This window comes from Psychroflexus curvus (genome assembly GCF_020164585.1).
Lineage (GTDB): Bacteria > Bacteroidota > Bacteroidia > Flavobacteriales > Flavobacteriaceae > Psychroflexus > Psychroflexus curvus.
The window spans coordinates 96,033-117,509 of sequence record NZ_JAIQZF010000001.1 but is presented as its reverse complement, the minus strand read 5'-3'; the positions used below and the strand labels follow the sequence as shown (position 1 = coordinate 117,509).

Sequence of the window (21,477 nt, the reverse complement as noted above, 5' to 3'; positions counted from 1 at the left end):
ATTAAAGTAAAATTTTAAAAAAAGACTATTAAGAGGTTTTATATTAATAAAGTCAGTTCTTAATAAGATGTATCTTTGCAAAAAAAAATTACATGAGCAAAAATGTAAAGCCATACAAAGATTCTGAGTTAGAAAAGAAAAAGCAAGTCGAACAAATGTTTGATAATATTTCATCAAATTATGATGGGCTTAACCGGGTTATTTCTTTTGGAATCGATCAAAAGTGGAGAAGAAAACTCATCGACATGGTGAAAAAAACTCAGCCCAAATATATATTAGATGTTGCTACAGGAACCGGAGATCTCGCTATAGCTCTGGCAGATTCTGATGCTGAAAAAATTATAGGCTTAGATATTTCTGCTGGAATGCTTCAGGTGGGAAAAAATAAAATTCATGCAAAAAATTTAGACCAGCGCATAGAGATGGTTCAAGCAGACTCAGAAAACCTGCCCTACGAAGACCATACTTTTGATGCAATTACTGTAGCTTTTGGCGTTCGAAATTTTGAGAATCTAGAAAAAGGACTTTCAGAGATTTATCGCGTACTCTCCCCGGGAGGAATTTTCGTAATTCTGGAGACCTCTGTTCCTACCAAATTCCCTTTCAAACAGGGTTATAAGGCTTATTCCAATTATGTACTCCCAACTATTGGCAAGCTTTTTTCAAAAGATAAAAGCGCCTATCAATATTTAAGTGAAAGTGCTTCTGTTTTTCCATACGGCGAACAGTTCAACAATATTTTAAGAAAAATCGGGTTTACAGATGTAGAAAATCACCCACAAACTTTTGGTGTTTCCTCAATATATTCTGCATCTAAAACATAATTATGAGGCTGTTTTTTATACTGATTTTTCTTTTTGGATTCAACACCGCTAGCGCTCAGCTTTTCAGTAAGGACAAAGTCCTAAATAAAGAAAATTTCGATAAAGCTACCTGGTCCTGGGGGTATTTTCTCGGTGTCAATATGTATGATTTTCAAATAAAATATAAAGACCTAAATCAAAAAATCGACGTACAAAAAAGTCCGAGTTTTAATGTAGGTTTAATCGGTAATTTAAGAATTAATGATTATTTGGATTTAAGGCTTGAACCTGGCGTTATCTTTTCGAACAGAAACCTAACTTTCCAAAATTTCACTAATGATAGTGACCGTATAAGAGAGGTAAATTCAACTTATATTCATATTCCTTTAGTGTTGAAATTTTCTTCCAAACGCATCAATAACTTCAAACCATTTATAGTTGGTGGTGCCTCGATTTCTCAAAACTTGTCCAGTAATGAAGATAACCCGCAGGACAATTCTGCTGGTCAGTTTCGGCTTAAAACCCAAAATTACTATTATGAAGTTGGTTTCGGAATCGATTTTTATTTCGATTATTTCAAGTTCACCCCTTCTATTAGAGGTGTCTTTGGCATGGGCGATGAATTGGTTAGAGATGAAGATCTCAACAGCCTATGGACTTCCAATATAGAATCCTTAAAAACCAGAGGGATTTTTATCAATTTCACCTTTCAATAGCTTATCGCCTTTTAAACTCACTTAGGAGAATTGCACCAGCCATTGCAACATTGAGGCTTTCCGCACCTTGAGTTTTCCCGTAACTTGGAATTGAGATTCGCTCATCAATATGAGATTGGATAGAAGAACTTATTCCATTAGCTTCATTTCCTAAAACTATAATCGCATTTTTGGTTTCTAAAGTAGCTGTGTAAACATCCGTTCCTGTCATGTATGCACCATATATATGAGATGAAGAATCAGATAAGTAAGTATTTAAATCAGTATAACGCATCCTCACCCTTGTAAGCGATCCCATAGTGGCTTGCACTACTTTAGGATTGAAGCAATCCACTGTATCCTGAGAACAAACAAGCTGTTCAACACCAAACCAGTCACACATGCGAATAATAGTCCCCAGGTTTCCCGGGTCTCTTATTCCATCAAGCACCAGGGTGATCCCGTTTTCTCCGGTAGACTGATGGGATTTAGGAATCTCAAAAACGGCCAAAGCAGTCTGTGGAGTTTTCAAATTGGATATTTTTTGTAACTCCTTCTCAGATATAATATGACTTTCCCCTTCTTCAATATGAAAAATATCTGCCACAGAATACAAAGCTCTTAAGGTGAATGAACTTTTTAAAAATTCTTTGATTACTTTTACACCTTCGGTAACGAAAAGGCCGTGTTCTAAACGGTGCTTTTTTTTATTCAAACTGTTTATAAGCTTAATTTGATTTTTACTGAGCATAGAAAATTATATTTTTTGAAAACATCACGCATTTGAACTACGGAATCACAAAATTACCATTAATTCTTTTAATTACTTTCCTGTTTTTCTCCTGTGACGTCACAAGAAAACTTAGTGATAATGAATTTTTAATTACAGATCAAACTATTACAAGTAGCGATACTTTAGTGACTGATAATGAAATCCATAGCCAGCTTTCTCAAAAAACCAACACCAGACTTTTTGGGTTTCCACTTAAGCTACAGATTTATAATCTAGCTCAAACCAAGCCAGAAAAGCGTTTCATCAATTGGGTTGGAAAACGAAAACAACGTAAAGATCGGCTAGTTTCTATACTATCTAAAAGACAAGTTATTCAGCTTAAAAAGTTTTGGGTCAATGTGAATAACTCCATCAAAAACACTGGAGAACCCCCTGCTCTGTTTGATGAAGAAAAGACAGAGCTCTCTTTAGAGAAATTGGAATCATGGTACTGGAACCATGGCTGGTTTAATGCGGATGCAGATTATAGTATTCAAAATGACTCACTGGCAAAAACTGTAAAAATTGATTACAAAATAAATCCAGGTGTTTTATATATCATCGATAGCATTTCAGAAAATATTGAATCTCCTGCAGCTGATTCTTTATATCAGCTCATTAAAAAAAAGAATAAAATAAGAGTTGGTAAGCCCTATAATACCGAAGAGTTTAATAGTGACAGAGACTTCATAAGCACTTACTTTAGAAACCACGGGCTTTATCATTTTGAAAAAGAATTTATTTCCTTTTATGCAGATACCTTGGGTAATGATCAAAAGATCAATCTTGAACTCATAATTACTAATCGCAGCGAAGCAGCAGGAGATACGATTACTAGTGTACCCTTCAAAGTCCATAAAATAAGTGAAATAAATATATTTCCAGACTATGATGGAACTTCTCGAAATGTAAAGGATTCTGTTAGATATAAAAACACTAATATCTACACATTTGGAAATCTAAAATTGAATCCAAAAGTCCTGTCTAATTTTATTTTTATAGAAAAAGACAGCCTTTACAGAGACATTGACAGAGCAAGAACAAATAATAGAATTTCGGAAACCCGAATTTTTAAATATCCTAACATACTCTATCAGGAAGACCCCAGGGATTCAACGGGCACTAATTTAGTTGCTAATATTTTTCTAACACCCAAAGAAAGATATTCTGCCAACATAAGTGTAGATGTAAGTCAAAGTAATATTCAGCAGTTCGGTATAGGATTCAACACCTCGGTTTTAGCTAGAAATGTTTTTAGAGGCGCAGAAACTTTAGAGCTTTCTGGTAGAGGAAATTTCGGTTCATCCAGAGACCTCGCTAATACTAAAGATCAGTTTTTAGATATTTTAGAATATGGTGCAGATTTGAGATTGAATTTTCCTAGAATTATTTCTCCGTTTTCAACTCAAAAAATCATAAAAAACACAATGTCTCCTTTTACTTCTGCCAGTGTTGGTTTTAGTACTCAGCAAAATATCGGTTTAGACAGAAGAAATCTTAATGCCATTTTTGGTTATCGATGGAAACCCAAACCCAGGACTTCCTATCAGTTAGACCTCATGAATATTCAGTTTGTGAATAATCTGAATGCAGCTAATTTCTTCAATGTATTTAGAAATTCATATTCAGAATTGAATCAAATTTCAAAGAATAACATCAACGAAGTGAATCCTGAATTTCTATTTGAAAATAATGAAGGTGAACTCGATTTAATTATACCAACTGGTACTAATGGATTTATAAGAGCCATCAATAACCAAAGTATAAACTTAAGCGTTGAAGAACAACAAACGGCAAATTCCCTAATAGAAAGAAGAGAACGCTTAACAGAAAACAATCTAATTGTCGCTTCAAATTTTACTTATGATTTCAGTTCGAGACGAGACATTTACGACCAGGATTTTTCTCAGTTTCGAAGTAAAATTGAATGGGCAGGAAATTTACTCTCTCTTTTCGCAAAACCATTGAACCTTGAGCAAACCCCAGAGGGTAAGTATAGATTATTTGATGTTCAATATTCTCAATACGTTAAAACCGAACTTAATTATATAAAGCATTGGGATCTTGGAAATAAACAGGTATTAGCTGCCCGTGCATACGGAGGTATCGCTATTCCTTATGGTAATGCGAAATCAATTCCATTCTCAAGAAGTTTTTTTGCCGGCGGACCCAATGACAACAGAGGCTGGAGACCCTATGATCTTGGACCCGGAAGCACTGATGCGGTTAATGATTTTAATGAAGCTAACTTCAAACTAAGCTTTAATGCAGAATATAGATTCAACTTATTTGGAAGTCTAAACAGTGCCTTATTTATTGATGCCGGGAATATTTGGAACGTGTTTGATAACATCGAAGACCCTAAAGCAACCTTTGATGGTTTACAGGATCTAAGCGAACTGTCCGTCGCCTCTGGATTCGGCTTACGTTATGATATTGAGTTTTTTGTTATCAGGATGGATTTAGGGTTTAAGACTTACAACCCTGGTAATGAAGGATCCAAATGGTTTAAAAACTATAATTTCAGCAATGCCGTTTTAAACTTTGGAATCAATTATCCGTTCTAGTAGATATATATTTATTAAATTTACAATTCTAATTATTAATTTAAAAAAGACATTATGAGTCATAATATAAAACCAGGCGTAGCAACTGGAAAAGAAGTACAGGCTATTTTTCAACATGCTAAAGAAAACAATTACGCTTTACCAGCTGTAAATGTTGTGGGTTCCAATACTATAAATGCAGTTCTTGAAACCGCTGCAAAATTAAATTCTCCTGTCATTCTTCAATTTTCAAATGGAGGAGCTCAGTTCAATGCAGGAAAAGGTTTATCTAATGCAAATGAAATTGCTGCCATTAAAGGTGCTGCCACTGGAGCAAAACATGTTCATGACTTAGCAGAAGCTTACGGAGCAACTGTGATTTTACATACAGACCACTGTGCTAAAAAATTATTGCCTTGGATAGACGGATTATTGGATGAAGGTGAGAAATTTTATAAAGTTCACGGCAAGCCTCTTTATAGTTCGCACATGATTGATCTTTCTGAGGAGCCTTTAGAAGAAAATATTGAGATTTGCAAAGCCTATCTAGAGAGAATGAAGAAGATGGGAATGACCTTAGAAATTGAACTTGGAGTTACAGGCGGTGAAGAAGATGGGGTTGATAATACAGATATCGATTCCTCTAAATTATACACACAGCCAGAAGAAGTTGCTTATGCTTATGAAGAATTAAGTAAAGTTTCAGATCAATTTACAATTGCAGCTGCTTTTGGGAATGTACATGGTGTTTATAAACCAGGAAACGTAAAACTTACTCCAAAAATTCTAAAAAATTCTCAGGAATATGTTTCCAATAAATATAAAGTAGAAGAAAACCATATCGATTTTGTATTTCATGGAGGAAGTGGTTCTACTGTAGAAGAAATCAAAGAAGCAATTGGTTATGGAGTCATTAAAATGAATATCGATACCGATTTACAATATGCTTTTACAGAAGGAATTAGAGATTACATGATCAACAAAAAAGAGTATGTCTCTACTCAAATAGGAAATCCTGATGGAAGTGATGTTCCAAATAAAAAATACTATGATCCAAGAAAATGGCTAAGAGAGGGTGAAAACACATTCATCACCAGATTAGAAAAGGCATTTAAGGATTTAAACAATATCAACACATTATAATATAGCCCCTATTTCGTATGGCAGCTTGGTTTAAGAGAAAGAAAAAAGGAATTCAGACCGCAACAGAGGACAAAAAAGATGTCCCTAAAGGACTGTGGTACAAATCTCCTACTGGTAAAATTATAGATGCAGAACAACTTGCAAAAAACTTTTTTGTGAGCCCGGAAGATGATTATCACGTCAGAATTGGCAGTCCGGAGTATTTTGATATTCTTTTTGATAATGGAACATTTGAAGAATTAGATGCAAAATTAAAATCTAAGGATCCGTTAAAATTTGAAGACACCAAAAGGTACAAAGACAGATTAAAAGAAGTTGAAAATAATACTGGACTCAACGATGCTATTAGAACAGCTATCGGCAAGTCCAAAGGCAAGCAAATTGTGATTGCGGCTATGGATTTCAAATTCATAGGAGGGTCTATGGGGTCTGTAGTTGGTGAAAAAATTGCCAGAGCTGTAGATCACGCTATTGCCAATAAGTGTCCTTTGATTATCATTTCAAAATCTGGAGGGGCAAGAATGATGGAAGCAGCCCTATCGCTGATGCAATTGGCGAAAACCTCTATTAAATTGACACAATTAGCAAAGGCTAAATTGCCTTATATTTCACTTTGTACAGATCCTACTACTGGTGGAACCACGGCCTCCTTTGCGATGCTAGGTGATATCAATATTGCAGAACCTGGTGCCCTGATTGGTTTTGCAGGCCCAAGAGTTGTAAAGGATACTACGGGTAAAGATCTGCCAAAAGGATTTCAATCTTCTGAATTTTTAAAAGAACATGGTTTTTTAGATTTTATTTCTCATAGAAAAGAACTCAAACATAAGATCAATTTATATATAGATCTTATTATGAATCAACCTGTAAGAGCATAATTTTTAAAAAATTGATATTCCATTTCAATTTAAAAGGTTACTTTTGCGCGATTGAATAGAAAACCTATTCTAGCATAAAAATTATTGAAATAATATTGGCATGTACTTAACATTAGAAGAAAAGGGCAAATTATTTGCTCAACACGGTAAGAACGAGAAGGATTCAGGTTCTGCAGAAGGACAAATCGCATTAATGACTCAAAGAATTGAGCATATTTCTCGACACCTTAAGACAAACAGAAAAGACTATAATTCTGAGAGATCTTTGGTCAAATTGGTTGGTAAGAGAAGAAATCTTCTTGACTATCTCATGAAAAAAGACATTATGAGATACAGAGCAATTGTAAAAGAATTAGGATTAAGAAAATAAGAGTAAATCAAGGGGCAATTCGCCCCTTTTTTAGTTTAAAAGCGTTCCTCGGGACGACTTCCAATGGTTTTACGTTTTTTTCTAAACAACAACACAACAACACGTATTAAGAAAAAAGTATAACCTTAAAATCATTATTATGATTCCAAAAACATTTAGTGAAATTATCGATCTCGGTGATGGTAGAGAAATCAAGCTTGAAACTGGTAAATTAGCAAAACAAGCACACGGCTCTGTAGTGGTCCAGATGGGTAACGCAATGCTATTGTGTACCGTCGTATCTTCTTATAAAGAAAGTACTTTAGATTTCTTTCCTTTGACAGTAGATTATAGAGAGAAGTTTGCAGCAGCAGGTCGTTATCCTGGTGGCTTCTTCAAAAGAGAAGCAAGACCAAGTGATGGTGAAGTGCTTACGATGAGAATAGTAGACCGTGTATTGCGTCCGCTTTTCCCTTCAGATTATAGAACCGAAACTCAGGTTATGATACAGTTGATGTCTCATGACGAGGAGGTTATGCCTGATGCACTGGCTGGACTTGCAGCTTCTGCAGCCATACAGTTATCTGATATCCCTTTTGAATGTGCTATTTCTGAAGCCAGAGTGGGAAGAGTTAATGGTGAGTTTGTCATTAACCCTAGCCGCAGTCAACTTTTAGAATCAGACATCGATATGATTATTGGTGCTTCTGCAGATTCTGTGATGATGGTAGAAGGTGAAATGGACGAAATTTCAGAAGAAGAAATGGCTGAAGCGATTCAGTTTGCTCATGAGCATATCAAAAAGCAAGTTGAGGCACAAATAAAATTAGCAGAAGCTTTTGGCAAAAAGCCCGTTAGAGAATACAATCCTGCAAAAGTGGATGAAGCCATCGAGAAAAAGGTTCACGATGCTGCTTACCAAAAAATATATGATATCGCTAAAGGCGGTCATAGCAAAAGAGATCGTGGAGAAGCCTTTTCTGCTGTAAAAGATGAAGTTTTAGATTTATTTTCTGAAGAAGAATTGGAAGAAAACGAAAAGCTCATCAAAACGTATTTCAATAAAGTTGAGAAAGAAGCAGTTAGAGAACTCACCCTTGCTGAAGGTGTGAGGCTAGACGGTAGAAAAACGGATGAAATCAGACCTATCTGGTGTGAAACCAATTATTTACCATCAGTTCATGGTTCTGCTATTTTTACCAGAGGTGAAACTCAGGCACTTGCCACGGTAACTCTTGGTACATCCAGAGAAGCCAATACTATCGATATGCCAACGCATCAAGGTGAGGAAACTTTTTATTTACATTACAACTTCCCTCCTTTTTGTACAGGAGAAGCTTACCCCATAAGAGGAACTTCCAGAAGAGAAATTGGTCATGGAAATCTTGCACAGCGTGCGCTAAAAGGAATGGTTCCAGAAAACAATCCTTACACAATCAGAATTGTTTCTGAAGTATTAGAATCTAATGGTTCGTCTTCTATGGCTACAGTTTGTGCAGGAACTATGGCCATGATGGATGCTGGTATCAAAATGACAAAACCAGTTTCTGGTATTGCTATGGGTTTGATTTCTGATGGTGAGCGTCATGCTGTTTTGTCTGATATTCTTGGAGATGAAGATCACCTTGGAGATATGGACTTCAAAGTAACAGGAACGGTTGATGGTATCACTGCTTGTCAAATGGACATCAAAGTAAAAGGACTGCCTTACGAAATTCTTGTAAAAGCTTTAAAACAAGCAAGAACAGGAAGATTACATATCCTGGATAAATTAGCTGAAACCATTTCAGAACCAAATGAAAATGTAAAAGCTCATGCTCCTAAAATCATCACCAGAAGAATTCCAAATGAATTCATTGGTGCTTTAATTGGACCTGGAGGTAAAGTTATTCAGGAACTACAAAAATCAACGGGTACAGAAATCGTCATCAACGAAGATCCTGTTACTGAAGAAGGTATTGTAGAAATTCTTGGTACAAAACAAGAAGGAATCGATAAAGTTCTTGCAAAAATTGACTCTGTAACCTTCAAGCCAGAAAAAGGTAGTGTTTACGAAGTTACTGTTGTAAAAGTCTTAGACTTTGGGGTAGTTGTAGAGTATAACGATGCACCAGGAAATGAAGTATTGCTTCACATTTCTGAACTTGCTTGGGAACGTACAGAAAACGTTGCTGATGTTTTAAAACTCGGAGACGTTTTAGACGTGAAGTACTTTGGAGTTGATCCAAGAACCAAGAAACCTAAGGTTTCTAGAAAAGCTCTTTTGGAAAAACCTGAAAGAAGCCCAAGAAAAGAAGATGAAGACTCTAAGTCTTAAACATACTTTAATCTATTAAAACGGTTTAGAACATTCTAAACCGTTTTTTTTTTACTGACAAACTAGCGCTACTGACATATTTTCATAAAGATATAGCAGTACAATTAAGGGTTTTCAGTGAAATACCTCTGTTTTATCTTAAAACATGTTTAATAATCCAAAATCAATGAATAATATGTTTACTTTAGTATTTGTGCATGATGCTTGCATTATATTAAGTAATCATTTTTATTAATCATTAAAAAAATAAAATGAAAGTATTAGTAATAGGAGCAGGTAACATGGGATTAACCTACTCTGAAGGAATGGCAAAATCCCCATTGTTGAATAGAAAAAATTTGATGATATACGACGTCTCAAAGGACTTATTGAATAAACTCAATGAAGTCTCATATTATGACGTCTTTGAAAATTTAGAAGACTGCTTACCAGATGCAGATGTCGTTTTTGTAGCGGTTAAACCTTATCACAGTGAAGACTTATTCACAAAGATGAAGCCGATGCTTAATGACCAGCAGATTATCGTTTCCCTGATGGCTGGTGTCACGATAGAGAACATTCAAAACGGACTCAATGTCAAAAAAGTAGTGAGAACAATGCCAAATCTTCCGGCAAAAGTTGGAAAAGGTGTGACATCTTACACAGAGTCTAAAGAAGTTTCCAGAGTCGAACTTCTTATGATTAGAAATTTACTGGACACCACGGGACAATCTATTCGTGTAAAAGACGAAGATTTTATCAATAAATCTACAGGTATTTCTGGTAGTGGTCCGGCTTATATTTTTTATTTCATGGCTTCCATGCTGGATGCAGCGAAGAAAATGGGATTCTCTGAAAACGATTCTAAAATTCTTGTTAGTAATACCTTTGAAGGTGCTGTTCATTTGTTTAATGAATCAGATTTATCACCAGAAAGATGGATGGACATGGTAGCTTCCAAAGGAGGAACTACAAGAGCCGCTTTGGACTCTATGGATGATAATAATGTTAAACAGCTTATTCAGGATGCAGCCTACGCAGCATTTGACAGAGCAGTAGAACTTGGTGATGAATAACTTAAACTCAGAAAGCATGCATAAAAAACGTATAGTAGTTAAAGTTGGAACCAATGTAATGACCAACAGAAATAATAGAATCGTTGGGCCAATTTTAAAAAATCTAGTAAGACAAATAGCTTATCTGTATGAACGAGATATCATAACGATTCTTGTTTCATCTGGCTCAGCTATCGCCGGGAAAGAGGTTTTAGGATCTTGCTTATCAGAAGATAAATCGACCCGACGTCAAGTGTATTCATCTGTCGGGCAACCAAGAATGATGAGACATTATTATACCATGTTTCATGATTTTGGAATGCGATGCGGACAGGTTCTGGCAACAAAAAGAGATTTTGCTCCAGGAAAATACCGCGAGAACATGATCAATTGCTATGAAGGCTTGTTAAGAGAAGGTATTATCCCTATTGCAAACGAAGACGATGCGGTATCGCTTTCAATGTCGATGTTCTCTGATAATGATGAATTAGCAAGTTTAGTTTCAGAATTGGTTGGAGCTGACATGTTAATTATGCTTACTGATATCGAAGGACTTTATACGGGTCATCCAGATCATGAGGATTCAGAATTGTTGAGACATGTTCGCGTACACGATAATGTTGAAAAATACGTTCAGGAAAATGAAAAAGGAGAAGGCGAAGGTCGTGGTGGTATGGAGTCCAAGCTTAAAATTGCAAAAATGACAGCAAGTAAAAATATACCCACTTATATCGCGAATGGAAAGGATGAGAATATCATAATAGATATTCTTGAAGGAAAGGAAGTAGGAACAAAATTTACAGTTTAAAAATTAGTACAAATGAAATTATTAAATACAAAAGTAAAAAATGACGTTCTTCAGTCTATGATGACGATCATAGATAAGAGAAGGAACGAAATTGTAGAAGCAAACAAAAACGATCTTGAATCTTTCAATAGAAATGATCAAGCTTTATATGACCGACTTGTGGTCGATCAGAAAAAAGTAGATGGGATGATTCAAGCTATCAAAGAGGTTAAAGAACAGGAAGATCCTGTTGGAAATGTTATTTCTGAAAGAACTCTAGATACAGGATTGAAAATCGTGAATAAAACAGATCCATTTGGAACGATCATGATTATTTATGAATCCAGACCAGATGTGACTATCGAAGCTGCTGTACTTGCCTTTAAAGCCAATAATAAAATATTTCTAAAAGGTGGTAAAGAAGCTAATCATAGTAACATTATATTAGAAGAATGCTGGCATCAAGCCTTGGAAGAAAACGGTTTATCAAAAGATTGGATAAAACTTCTTCACCTTAACAGAGAAGAAACCAGAGAATTTTTAAGCAATCCACCTGAGAAAATAGACTTAATTGTTCCCAGAGGTGGTGAAAAGTTGATTGACTTCGTTAAAAAAACTGCAAATTGTGCAGTACTAGTTAGCGGTCGTGGTAATAATTTCCTTTATGTGTCTCCAGATGCAGATTGGGATATTGCCAAAAAAGTAATTATCAATGCCAAAACTGATAAAATTTCTGGATGTAATTCTTTAGATAAAGTTTTAATTGACACACACCTTCCAGGTTTTGATTCTAAGGTGAAAGAATTAGCTGAGATTCTCGAGAATGATTATAAAGTTGACATTCTTGTAGATGGCAAAGTAAAAGCTGCCATAGACTATCCTACTCTTCCTACTGAAGATACCTGGAAAGAAGAATTTCTTGCTTTGAAAATAGTCCTGGGTTCTGTGGATTCTTTTGATGAAGCCGTAGAAAAAATCAACAAACACTCTGGCGGTCATTCTTCTGTAATCATTACTGAAGACAATGAAAAAGCTTTTGAGTTTATGCAGGAAATCGATTGTGCTGCAGTTTATCAAAACGCATCCACACGTTTTACAGATGGAGGACAAATGGGCGTAGGAGCTGAATTGGCGATTTCTACAGATAAATTACACCACAGAGGTCCATTAGGACTAAAACAACTAGTTACCAACAAATATTATGTTTGGGGAAGTGGACATATAAGAGAATAATTTTTAATTCTTTTTAAAATACTAAAGGCCTGCTTATCAACTCTGAGCAGGCCTTTTTTATTCTGTTTTTTTAAAATTTAAAAATATTTAATACAAAACTGTAACATTTCTTGGTTTTCAATCGTAAAATAAGATGTAGATAAACGATAATCGAGCACAGATCTAAATGAGACAACTTAAAATTACCAAGCAGGTTACTAACAGAGAAACTGCATCCCTAGACAAGTATCTCCAAGAAATTGGTAAAGTAGACTTAATTACAGCCGAAGAAGAGGTTGAATTAGCTCAGCGAATCAAGGCTGGAGATGATCTTGCACTGGAAAAATTAACCAAAGCGAACTTAAGATTCGTGGTTTCTGTATCTAAACAATACCAAAACCAAGGTCTTACCCTACCCGATCTTATTAATGAAGGAAATTTAGGTTTGATAAAGGCGGCAAAACGCTTTGATGAAACACGAGGTTTCAAATTCATTTCTTATGCGGTATGGTGGATTAGACAATCTATTCTTTCGGCATTGGCAGAACAATCTCGTGTGGTAAGATTACCACTTAACAAGATTGGATCTATCAACAAAATCAACAAGACTTTTGCTATTCTGGAGCAGCGTCATCAAAGACCTCCAAGTCCAGATGAGATTGCAAAAGAATTAGAAATGACTATAAATGACGTCAAGGAATCCTTAAAAAATTCTGGTCGGCATTTATCTATGGATGCTCCTCTTATAGAAGGGGAAGATTCCAACCTGTATGATGTTTTGAAGTTTGGTGAATCGCCAAGTCCAGAAAACGATTTATTACACGAGTCACTTCAAACTGAAATAGAACGCGCTTTGGAAACCTTAACCACACGTGAAGCAGATGTGATTAGACTTTACTTTGGTTTAGGCAATCAACAGCCAATGACGCTAGAAGAAATTGGTGAGACTTTTGGCCTAACCAGAGAACGTGTTCGTCAAATTAAAGAAAAAGGAGTGAGACGTTTAAAACATACCTCTAGAAGCACTATCCTCAAAACTTATTTGGGATAAGCTTCAGAAAAAATACTAATACATAGAGCCCTCAATTGAGGGCTTTTTTATTTGAATGAATTTTAAATTAATTCTGATCTATTTCTACGGAAGAGTTGGTTTCTGCCGCATCAGCTTTGATGCTTTGAAGCAAATCTTCAGCTTCTGAAATAATTTCAGGATAGGATTGGAAATTTTTGATAATATTTTCAAGAATGTAAGTCGCTTGGTAGTTATCTCCCAGGGCATTGAAATTTTTGGCCATCAGCAATAATCCCTTCACACCAAACTCTCTGTAGCGAGAATAATTTTTAGTAAGGTCTTGGACTGCCGCTGTGGATGCTTCGTAGTCTTCAGATTTATTTTTGAAATAAGCGTCGTAGTACAAAGCTTCTGCTTTCAATTTTCCTGTAGCCATTTCCGAGACCTCTTCATAAGCTGATTCTGCACGTTCTTCATCACCAACTTGAAGCGAAGCACGAGCTATAAATATCTTGGCATCGCTTAAGATTTCTTCATCACTTATATTTTTAGATAAAATCAATTCAGCATAAGCTATCGCTTCATCAAAGTTTTCAATTTCATAATAAGCTTTCATTAAATTAGATTGAGCGAAAAGAATATTTTGAGAAAAACTAGCTTCGGTCTCCAGTCGAGATAAAGTTTTGATAGCCTCATCATAATTTTCATTGGATAGATAAATCTGCGATAATCGTCTCAAAGACTCTTCAGTATACTCATTAGAACTTCTGTTAATTACTGCTACGTAATAAGGAAGTGATTCTTGAACATTACCTTCATTATAAAGCAACTGAGCTAGATAAAAATTTGAGTTCAGGCTGTTCCTTCCATTAGGAAACTCTTTAAGATAGGTCTTAAACCCTGAAATCGCCTTTTGAGTGTCATTGTTTAAAAATTTGTTTTCTGCAGCCTCATAAGTGGCTTCTTCAATATCTGAGTCTGCTACTTCCACAAAATCTAAAGTATTGACCCAACTTGCATACTGATCAATTTCATTCAACTCAATGTAGATTAAACGAACGGTTTGCACAGCCTGTAACGCCTCTTCAGTATTCGGGAATTCACTCACCAGCTGCTTAAACTTAGACAGAGCTTCGTTGTAATTCTCTTTGTTGAAATAAATTAAAGCTTGTTTCGAAAGTGCCTTTGGGTAATACAAACTTTGCTTGTAATTAGATATGATACGTTGGTAAGCCTTAATGCCTTGTTGGTCTTTATTTTCAGCTACATACGTATTCCCTAGCTCATACAAGGCATCGTCAACATAAATCGAATTAGGATATTTGTTTATAAAAGCATTCAAGCTTTCCATTTTCTGTTCATTTCTATCTACAAATCCATAACTGTACGCTTTTTGGAAGAAAGCATAATCACTTTTATAATTTCTCATTGCAATTGCGCTGTTGTAAGCTTCCATGGCTGGCCAGTATTGACCAAGCGCAAACCTGGCATCTCCCAATCTTACATAAGCATCATGAAGTCGTTGTGAGGGTCTTTCCACTTTAATAAAATCTTCAAAAAAAGAAGCCGCCAGTCTATAATTCTTGGTCTTGAAATAAGAATAAGCTATGTTATAATCAATTGAATAATATTCTGGCAATTTCTTTGCAGATGTCATTCCTTTAAACTCCTTATAACCTACGAGTGCCATCTCGTAATCACCTAAAGCATAATCAACTTCTGCTTTCCAAAAAGTTGCTTTTGCGGTATATTCTGGGTCCAGTCGCTGAGCTAAAGATGTATTGAAATACTGCTTAGCTTCTATGAGTTGATTATCCTTAAATAGTTCAATAGCATAGTAATAAGCCACCTTTTGTAAAGCTAATTTGTTATCGTAGGCTTTGCTGCCTTCCAACATTGAGATGGCTTTCAAATAATTTTTAGAGGTCAAGTATGAATCGATTAAGAGGTTTTTAACCACATCCACCTCTTTAGAATCTGGATAGGTTTCTATATAGGTTTGAAGAACCTCTGGTACAGATTGATAACTGTTTCCTATCTCGTAACTCAATTTGGCATAATTTAAAAACGCATCCTTTTTCAATTCATCATCAAAATTCATTTCTGAAACATTCTTAAAAGCATTGAGAGCCTGTGTTTTCTTATCTGTCCTTAGATAAGCTTTTGCTAAATGATAGTAAGCATTCTGAGCAACAAAGTCTTTTCCATCAATGATTTTAGAAAATTCTTCAACGGCAGATTCATAGTCCCCAGTCTCATAATAAGCGTAACCAAGCTGGTAATAATCCGTGTTATTCCACTTTCCCCTGTCCCCTCTGTATTCTTTTAAATAGTGAATTGCATTCGAATACTGTTTCAGGTTGAAATAACTTTCTCCTATGATTTTATTGAGCTGAGAACGCTCATGAGCATTCGATTTGGGAAGTTGTTCTTTACCTAATTCTATAGCTTTTTCAAAATTCCCCAATTTGAAGTTCATATCACTTTGGAAATATGAAATATTATTTCCTCTTATGCCTTCCCTTTTAACTTGATCAAACAATTCTGAAGCAGATTCATATTCATTTTCTTCATAAGCAATAAAACCGATATAATATTTTGCCTGAGCACCGTATTCTTTGTCATTTCTTACATTTTCAAAAAGCTGCTGAGCTTTTTGATAATTTTTTAATCTGAAATTGGTATAGGCATAATTAAACTGATAGGTTTTTAACTCATTTCTTGATAATGAACTCGTGTTTACCTTGCTTAACCATTTATTTGCTTTCAAAAAATCTCTATTCTGAAAATAATAGTTACCCACTTCAAGATATGCCTTGTTTGTTTTTAAGCTGGTAGGATTATTAAGAATAAAATTCTCCATCAACTCGTCAGCTCCAGGCTGATTAAGTTCAATAGCACATTTTGCCAAATAATAATCAACATTGGCCTTCAGTTGATCGCTATCTAATTCAGAATAAATTTTACGAAAAGCTTTGCTTGAGGCGTCAAATTGATTTTGTTCATATAAATGAAGTGCTTCCTGGTATTCTCCAAGTACATCTACAAATCTTTGTGTTTGCTGAGACTGAGCAGAAACGAAAGCAAACAAGATGAGTGTTAATAAAATTTTGGGCATTGGTATACGTTTTTAAGTAACAATCAAAGATAAAATTATATATACATATAACGGTGAAGCTTTTTTTTAATTATAACTCATCCAGAAAATGATTTTTCATGCTCAACTAAATAATCCTATATTTATGATCTCTAATTTTTTTTTACGCCCATGCCAGAAACCATTCTAGAACTCAGTGACGCCAGTATTTTTCAAAGAGAAACACTTATTTTGTCCAATGTCAATATCGAAATTCAAAAAGGAGAATTCGTTTACCTTATTGGTAAAACAGGAACTGGTAAAAGTAGCTTTATGAAGACCCTTTATGGAGATTTACCTTTACAAAGTGGTTATGGTCAAATTGTAGGAATCGAATTGCAGAATCTTAAAGAAAAACAGATTCCTTTCTTAAGGCGAAAACTTGGTGTTGTATTTCAGGATTTTAAGCTACTGAATGACAGGAACGTAAAGGAAAACCTGATTTTTGTTTTAAAAGCTACCGGATGGAAAGACAAGTCAAGAATGGATAAAAAAATTGATGAAGTCTTGGATAAAGTAGGTATGAAGACCAAAAGTTTTAAATTTCCTTATCAACTTTCTGGAGGAGAACAACAGCGCGTTGCTATTGCACGAGCCCTGCTCAATGATCCCGAACTTATTCTTGCTGATGAGCCTACAGGTAACCTAGATCCACAGACATCCGTCGAGGTTATGCAGGTTTTACAAGAAATAAATGCCAATGGAAACACCATCTTAATGGCTACTCACGATTACGCCTTGTTATTAAAATACCCATCCAAAACCTTGAAATGTGACGGGCAGCGTCTTTTTGAGGTCGTTCAAAAACAACAACACTAAATCAAATAGAATGAAAACCAGTTTGAAATTAATTGTATTGGGTTTACTTACGCTAAGTTTGGCCTGTAAACAAGAAGAATCTAAAGATAAAATAATGGCAGAAAATACGCTTCTTAAAGAATGGGAGGGGCCTTTTGAAGGGGTTCCCAATTTCGAATCCATGACACTTGAAGACCTGGAACCAGCCATGGATTACGCAATAGAAAAACACCTTCAAGAGATTGAAGACATAGCAAATGCAAATGAACCTGCCACTTTTAAAAATACCATCGAAGCCATGGAAAGGGCTGGCAAATTGATGGACAGAGTCTATACCTATTACGGTATATGGAGCAGTAACCTCTCTTCTGAAGAATTTAGAGAAATTCAGCAAAAATTATCTCCAAAATTATCTGAGTATCAGTCAAAAATTCGTCAAAACGAAAAGCTATTCAAAAGGATAAAAACTGTTTATGACACTAGTTTGGAAAAAAGTCTTGAGCCCCAAGAGCAAAGAGTGGTCAATTTGGTATATAAGTCTTTCGAGATGAACGGAGCCAACTTAGACAAACAAGGAAAAGAGCGCTATGCCGCAATCAACAAGGAATTATCCAAACTTTATACAGATTTCTCTAACAACATTCTTCATGATGAAGAGAACTATGTTACTTTCTTAAACGAAAATCAACTGGAAGGATTACCGGATTCTTTTATCAAATCGGCCAAAAAAGAAGCTGAACAGCAAGGCAAACCAGAACAGTATGCCATCGTAAACACCAGATCGTCTATGGATCCTTTTCTCACCTATTCCGAAGAAAGAGAGCTGAGAGAAAAGGTTTGGAAAAATTACTATTCACGTGGAGACAATGCCGATGAATACGATAACAATAAGCTTATAAAAGAGATATTAACCTTGAGAGATGAGCGTGTAGAACTTCTAGGGCACGATAATTTTGCTCAATGGAGACTTCAAAACAGAATGGCGAAAAACCCTGAAAACGCCATGGATTTATTGATGGCTGTGTGGCCTTCTGCCATAGCAAGAGTTGAAGAAGAGGTTCAGGATATGCAGAAAATCGCTGATGAAGAAAAAGCTGATATTGAAATTAAACCCTGGGACTACAGGTTTTACGCTGAGAAAGTGAGACAGGAAAAATATGATTTAGATTCTGAAGAAGTTAAACAATACCTGGTTTTAGAGAACCTCACCGATGCTATTTTTTATGTGGCAGGAAGATTATTTGATTTTGAATTTTCAGAAATTACAGACGGCAGTGTTCCTGTCTTTCATGAAGATGTAAAAGTATATGAGGTCACTCAAAAATCAGATGGCAGTCATATTGGTGTATTTTATCTAGATCCTTATGCTAGAAAAGGCAAACGTTCTGGAGCCTGGGCAACAACTTACCGTTCTTACACAACTTTTGATGGTGAAACCAATGTACTGGCTTCTAACAATTCAAATTTTGTAAAAGCTGCTAAAAATGAACCTATTCTGGTGTCCTGGGACGATGCTGAAACCTTTTTTCATGAATTTGGGCATGCGCTGCATTTCTTAAGTGCAGATGTGAAATACCCAACGCTTAACGGCGGAGTCAGAGATTATACCGAATTTCAATCTCAACTTTTGGAAAGATGGATTTATACAGACGAAGTCATCAATAATTACCTGAAACATTACAAAACAGGTGAACCAATGCCAAGCGAACTGGTGACAAAAATTAAAAATGCCTCTAAATTTAACCAAGGCTTCGCCACCACAGAATTTTTGGCATCTGCTATCATGGATATGAAGTACCATACCACAGATCCAAGTGAAATAGATCCCAAAACCTTTGAGAAGGAAACTTTAGACGAACTGGGTATGCCAGAAGAGTTGGTCATGCGCCATCGCAGTCCACATTTTGGACATGTCTTTTCGGGTGAAGGTTATGCTACTGGCTATTATGGGTATTTATGGGCCGATGTACTGACCTCCGATGCTGCTGAAGCCTTTAACGAAGCAGAAGGAGGATTTTATGATGAAGGTTTATCTGAAAAACTGGTGAAATTTCTCTTTGCACCTAGAAATGCAGTAGATCCGGCTGAAGCTTACAGACAGTTTAGAGGACGTGATGCAGAAATAAATGCTTTGATGAGAGATAGAGGCTTCCCCGTTCCAAAAGGATAGTATGCTATCCATTCTTATAAGAACATACAGGGATCCGGTTTTCGATATTGTTTATGAAATAAATGAACAGTGTCAAAAACTGGATCTTACTTATGAGATTCTTATTTCTGATGATGACCCTCAGGGAGAGAACCTAGAGGAAGAAAAGCTCTCCGGATTTCCGAATTTGACCTATTGGAAAAATCAATCCAATCTGGGTCGATCCAATAATTTGAATACCCTCATCAGAACTGCAAGATTTGACTATGTCCTGCTTCTGGACAATGACGTGATTCCCTTGAGGAAAAACTTTATGAGTTCCTATCTCAAAGCGATAGAACACAACTGTAAAGTAGCTTACGGAGGACTGACCTATGCAGATGAACCTCCACAGACTTCTCAGCTACTGAGATGGCTATACGGGCATAAACGCGAAGCTAAATCTGTTAAAATCAGAAAAGAAACCTATAAATATGAGGTTTTAGTTTCCAATTTACTTATTGATAAATCAGCTTTTCAACAACCTATTTTTGATGCAGAATTGACCAGTTACGGCTATGAGGATCTTGTTTTTTCTGAAGAACTTAAAGCCAAAAACCTAGGTGTTTGTCATTTGGATAATCCTGTCGTTCATAAAGGTCTTGAAACCTCAGCAGAATTCCTGATCAAGACTGAAACAGCTCTACTCACGCTTAAGGATTTAATCGACAGACAGAAAATTTCTGAAAACGCCACGTCCCTATCCCGACTGTATTTCAAAATGAAATCTACCCGAACCCTGCCCCTATTCTTAATTGCCTTGGACCCGTTTCAACATAAAATCAGAAAGCACTTAATTTCAAAACAGCCCCGTCTGTTTTGGTTTAATGTGTATAAGCTCTATTATTTTTCTAAGCAATTTCAGGATAAATGATTTCATTTTCTATCATCATACCACTTTATAACAAAGTCAATTATATTCAAAATTGCCTTAAAAGCATCTTGCAGCAAACACATCAGGAATTTGAAATTATCATTGTTAATGATGGAAGCACAGATGGAAGTGAAAAGATCGTCGAGAAATTTGAAGATCCCAGAATTCGACTCCTATCTCAGGAAAATCAAGGAGCTTCTGCTGCCAGAAATAAAGGAATTGCAGTTTCTAAATACGAATGGATAGCCCTACTCGACGCTGACGATTATTGGTATCCAAACCATCTAGACAAATTACAAAACACCATTGAAGCATGCTCTAAAGCTAACGTAGTTTGCACCAACTATGAGATTTTACTGGATAAAACCTATTTAAAACAAGCGTCGTTTTCGACTGAAGTAAAATCAAAACCAATGTATATAGAAAATTATTTTAAAGCCAGTTTAATAGACCCTTTGGCCTGGACTTCTGCCCTCTCGTTTACCACAAGCATTTTTAACAAAGTTGGTGGTTTCGATACACAAATAAAATCGGGTCAGGATATTGATCTGATTGTAAAATTTGGCCTAAAGGCTAAGATAGCCTTCAATCCTAAAGTCACTATGAGGTATCATAGAACTACAGAAAATAACCTTTCGGATATGACTGGATTAAGAGATAAACTTGCTTATATCAACAAGCATACATCTGAAGAAAAAAGAAATGCCTGGTTGAAGAAGTATATGGATATCAATAGGTTTTCTCTGGGCATACAGGCAAAAATGAAGGGAGACAATGAGCTTTTCAAGGAACTTCAACACGATATTGACCTATCTAATCTCAATTTTAAGCAAAAACTTCTCTTCAATTCTTCAGGATTCATTTTGAGAACACTGAAATCATTTCAACAAAAATTAATTCAGAAGAAAATTTATAAAAGCCCTTTTAAATAAG

General features: G+C 35.7%; 17 protein-coding genes. 15 read left to right on the top strand and 2 right to left on the bottom strand.

The genetic code is table 11. The features are described from left to right. The first annotated feature begins 92 nt into the window (after nucleotides 1-92). Entirely contained in the window at nucleotides 93-824 is a 732-nt protein-coding gene (ubiE, locus tag LB450_RS00500) for a bifunctional demethylmenaquinone methyltransferase/2-methoxy-6-polyprenyl-1,4-benzoquinol methylase UbiE (protein ID WP_224485856.1), read from the top strand. Nucleotides 825-826: 2 nt separating this feature from the next. Continuing rightward, nucleotides 827-1,519: a type IX secretion/gliding motility protein PorT/SprT gene (gene porT, locus LB450_RS00495; protein ID WP_224485855.1), complete on the top strand. Its 693-nt coding sequence runs from the start codon at nucleotides 827-829 to the stop codon at nucleotides 1,517-1,519. A 1-nt stretch (nucleotide 1,520) separates the two neighbouring features. On the opposite strand, the gene LB450_RS00490 is transcribed toward porT, so the two are convergent. After that, nucleotides 1,521-2,249, bottom strand: a complete 729-nt coding sequence (locus LB450_RS00490) for a TrmH family RNA methyltransferase (protein WP_224485854.1) — start codon at nucleotides 2,247-2,249, stop codon at nucleotides 1,521-1,523. Between the two features lie 32 nt (nucleotides 2,250-2,281). On the opposite strand from LB450_RS00490, the gene tamL reads away from it, so the two are divergent. The 9 genes from tamL (at nucleotide 2,282) to LB450_RS00445 (ending at nucleotide 13,587) form a co-directional block, all read left to right on the top strand. Next, nucleotides 2,282-4,837, top strand: coding sequence for a translocation and assembly module lipoprotein TamL (gene tamL, locus LB450_RS00485; RefSeq protein ID WP_224485853.1), 2,556 nt, complete (start codon nucleotides 2,282-2,284; stop codon nucleotides 4,835-4,837). Between the two features lie 54 nt (nucleotides 4,838-4,891). Beyond that, a complete protein-coding gene (gene fbaA / locus LB450_RS00480; protein WP_224485852.1) occupies nucleotides 4,892-5,959 on the top strand; it encodes a class II fructose-bisphosphate aldolase in 1,068 nt (355 codons plus the stop codon). A 17-nt stretch (nucleotides 5,960-5,976) separates the two neighbouring features. Beyond that, entirely contained in the window at nucleotides 5,977-6,837 is an 861-nt protein-coding gene (accD, locus tag LB450_RS00475) for an acetyl-CoA carboxylase, carboxyltransferase subunit beta (RefSeq protein WP_224485851.1), read from the top strand. A 100-nt stretch (nucleotides 6,838-6,937) separates the two neighbouring features. Beyond that, nucleotides 6,938-7,207, top strand: a complete 270-nt coding sequence (gene rpsO, locus LB450_RS00470) for a 30S ribosomal protein S15 (RefSeq protein ID WP_224485850.1) — start codon at nucleotides 6,938-6,940, stop codon at nucleotides 7,205-7,207. Between the two features lie 139 nt (nucleotides 7,208-7,346). Then, nucleotides 7,347-9,503 carry a polyribonucleotide nucleotidyltransferase gene (locus LB450_RS00465; protein WP_224485849.1) on the top strand — a complete coding sequence of 719 codons (2,157 nt, stop codon included), beginning with the start codon at nucleotides 7,347-7,349 and terminating at the stop codon, nucleotides 9,501-9,503. A gap of 251 nt (nucleotides 9,504-9,754) precedes the next feature. After that, nucleotides 9,755-10,558 (top strand): pyrroline-5-carboxylate reductase, encoded by an 804-nt coding sequence (gene proC / locus LB450_RS00460; RefSeq protein WP_224485848.1) that lies wholly within the window; start codon nucleotides 9,755-9,757, stop codon nucleotides 10,556-10,558. Between the two features lie 16 nt (nucleotides 10,559-10,574). Next, nucleotides 10,575-11,345, top strand: a complete 771-nt coding sequence (proB, locus tag LB450_RS00455; RefSeq protein ID WP_224485847.1) for a glutamate 5-kinase — start codon at nucleotides 10,575-10,577, stop codon at nucleotides 11,343-11,345. Nucleotides 11,346-11,357: 12 nt separating this feature from the next. Further along, complete coding sequence (locus LB450_RS00450) at nucleotides 11,358-12,557, top strand: glutamate-5-semialdehyde dehydrogenase (RefSeq protein ID WP_224485846.1); 1,200 nt, start codon at nucleotides 11,358-11,360, stop codon at nucleotides 12,555-12,557. Between the two features lie 166 nt (nucleotides 12,558-12,723). Next, nucleotides 12,724-13,587, top strand: a complete 864-nt coding sequence (locus LB450_RS00445; RefSeq protein ID WP_093366035.1) for a sigma-70 family RNA polymerase sigma factor — start codon at nucleotides 12,724-12,726, stop codon at nucleotides 13,585-13,587. Nucleotides 13,588-13,654: 67 nt separating this feature from the next. Here the strand turns inward: LB450_RS00445 and LB450_RS00440 are convergent, their stop codons facing one another. Next, a complete protein-coding gene (locus tag LB450_RS00440; RefSeq protein WP_224485845.1) occupies nucleotides 13,655-16,666 on the bottom strand; it encodes a tetratricopeptide repeat protein in 3,012 nt (1,003 codons plus the stop codon). A 150-nt stretch (nucleotides 16,667-16,816) separates the two neighbouring features. Here LB450_RS00440 and LB450_RS00435 point away from each other — a divergent pair, with 150 nt between their 5' ends. The 4 genes from LB450_RS00435 to LB450_RS00420 are packed head-to-tail and all read left to right on the top strand — an operon-like array spanning nucleotide 16,817 to nucleotide 21,476. Beyond that, the gene (locus LB450_RS00435; protein ID WP_224485844.1) at nucleotides 16,817-17,503 is read left to right on the top strand and encodes a cell division ATP-binding protein FtsE; all 687 of its coding nucleotides are present in this window, start codon (nucleotides 16,817-16,819) and stop codon (nucleotides 17,501-17,503) included. Between the two features lie 10 nt (nucleotides 17,504-17,513). Then, the gene (locus tag LB450_RS00430) at nucleotides 17,514-19,652 is read left to right on the top strand and encodes a M3 family metallopeptidase (RefSeq protein ID WP_224485843.1); all 2,139 of its coding nucleotides are present in this window, start codon (nucleotides 17,514-17,516) and stop codon (nucleotides 19,650-19,652) included. 1 nt (nucleotide 19,653) lies between these two features. Further along, nucleotides 19,654-20,544 (top strand): glycosyltransferase, encoded by an 891-nt coding sequence (locus LB450_RS00425; protein WP_224485842.1) that lies wholly within the window; start codon nucleotides 19,654-19,656, stop codon nucleotides 20,542-20,544. Then, nucleotides 20,541-21,476, top strand: coding sequence for a glycosyltransferase family 2 protein (locus LB450_RS00420; protein WP_224485841.1), 936 nt, complete (start codon nucleotides 20,541-20,543; stop codon nucleotides 21,474-21,476). The genes LB450_RS00425 and LB450_RS00420 overlap by 4 nt, the downstream gene beginning before the upstream one ends. Nucleotide 21,477: the final 1 nt, after the last annotated feature.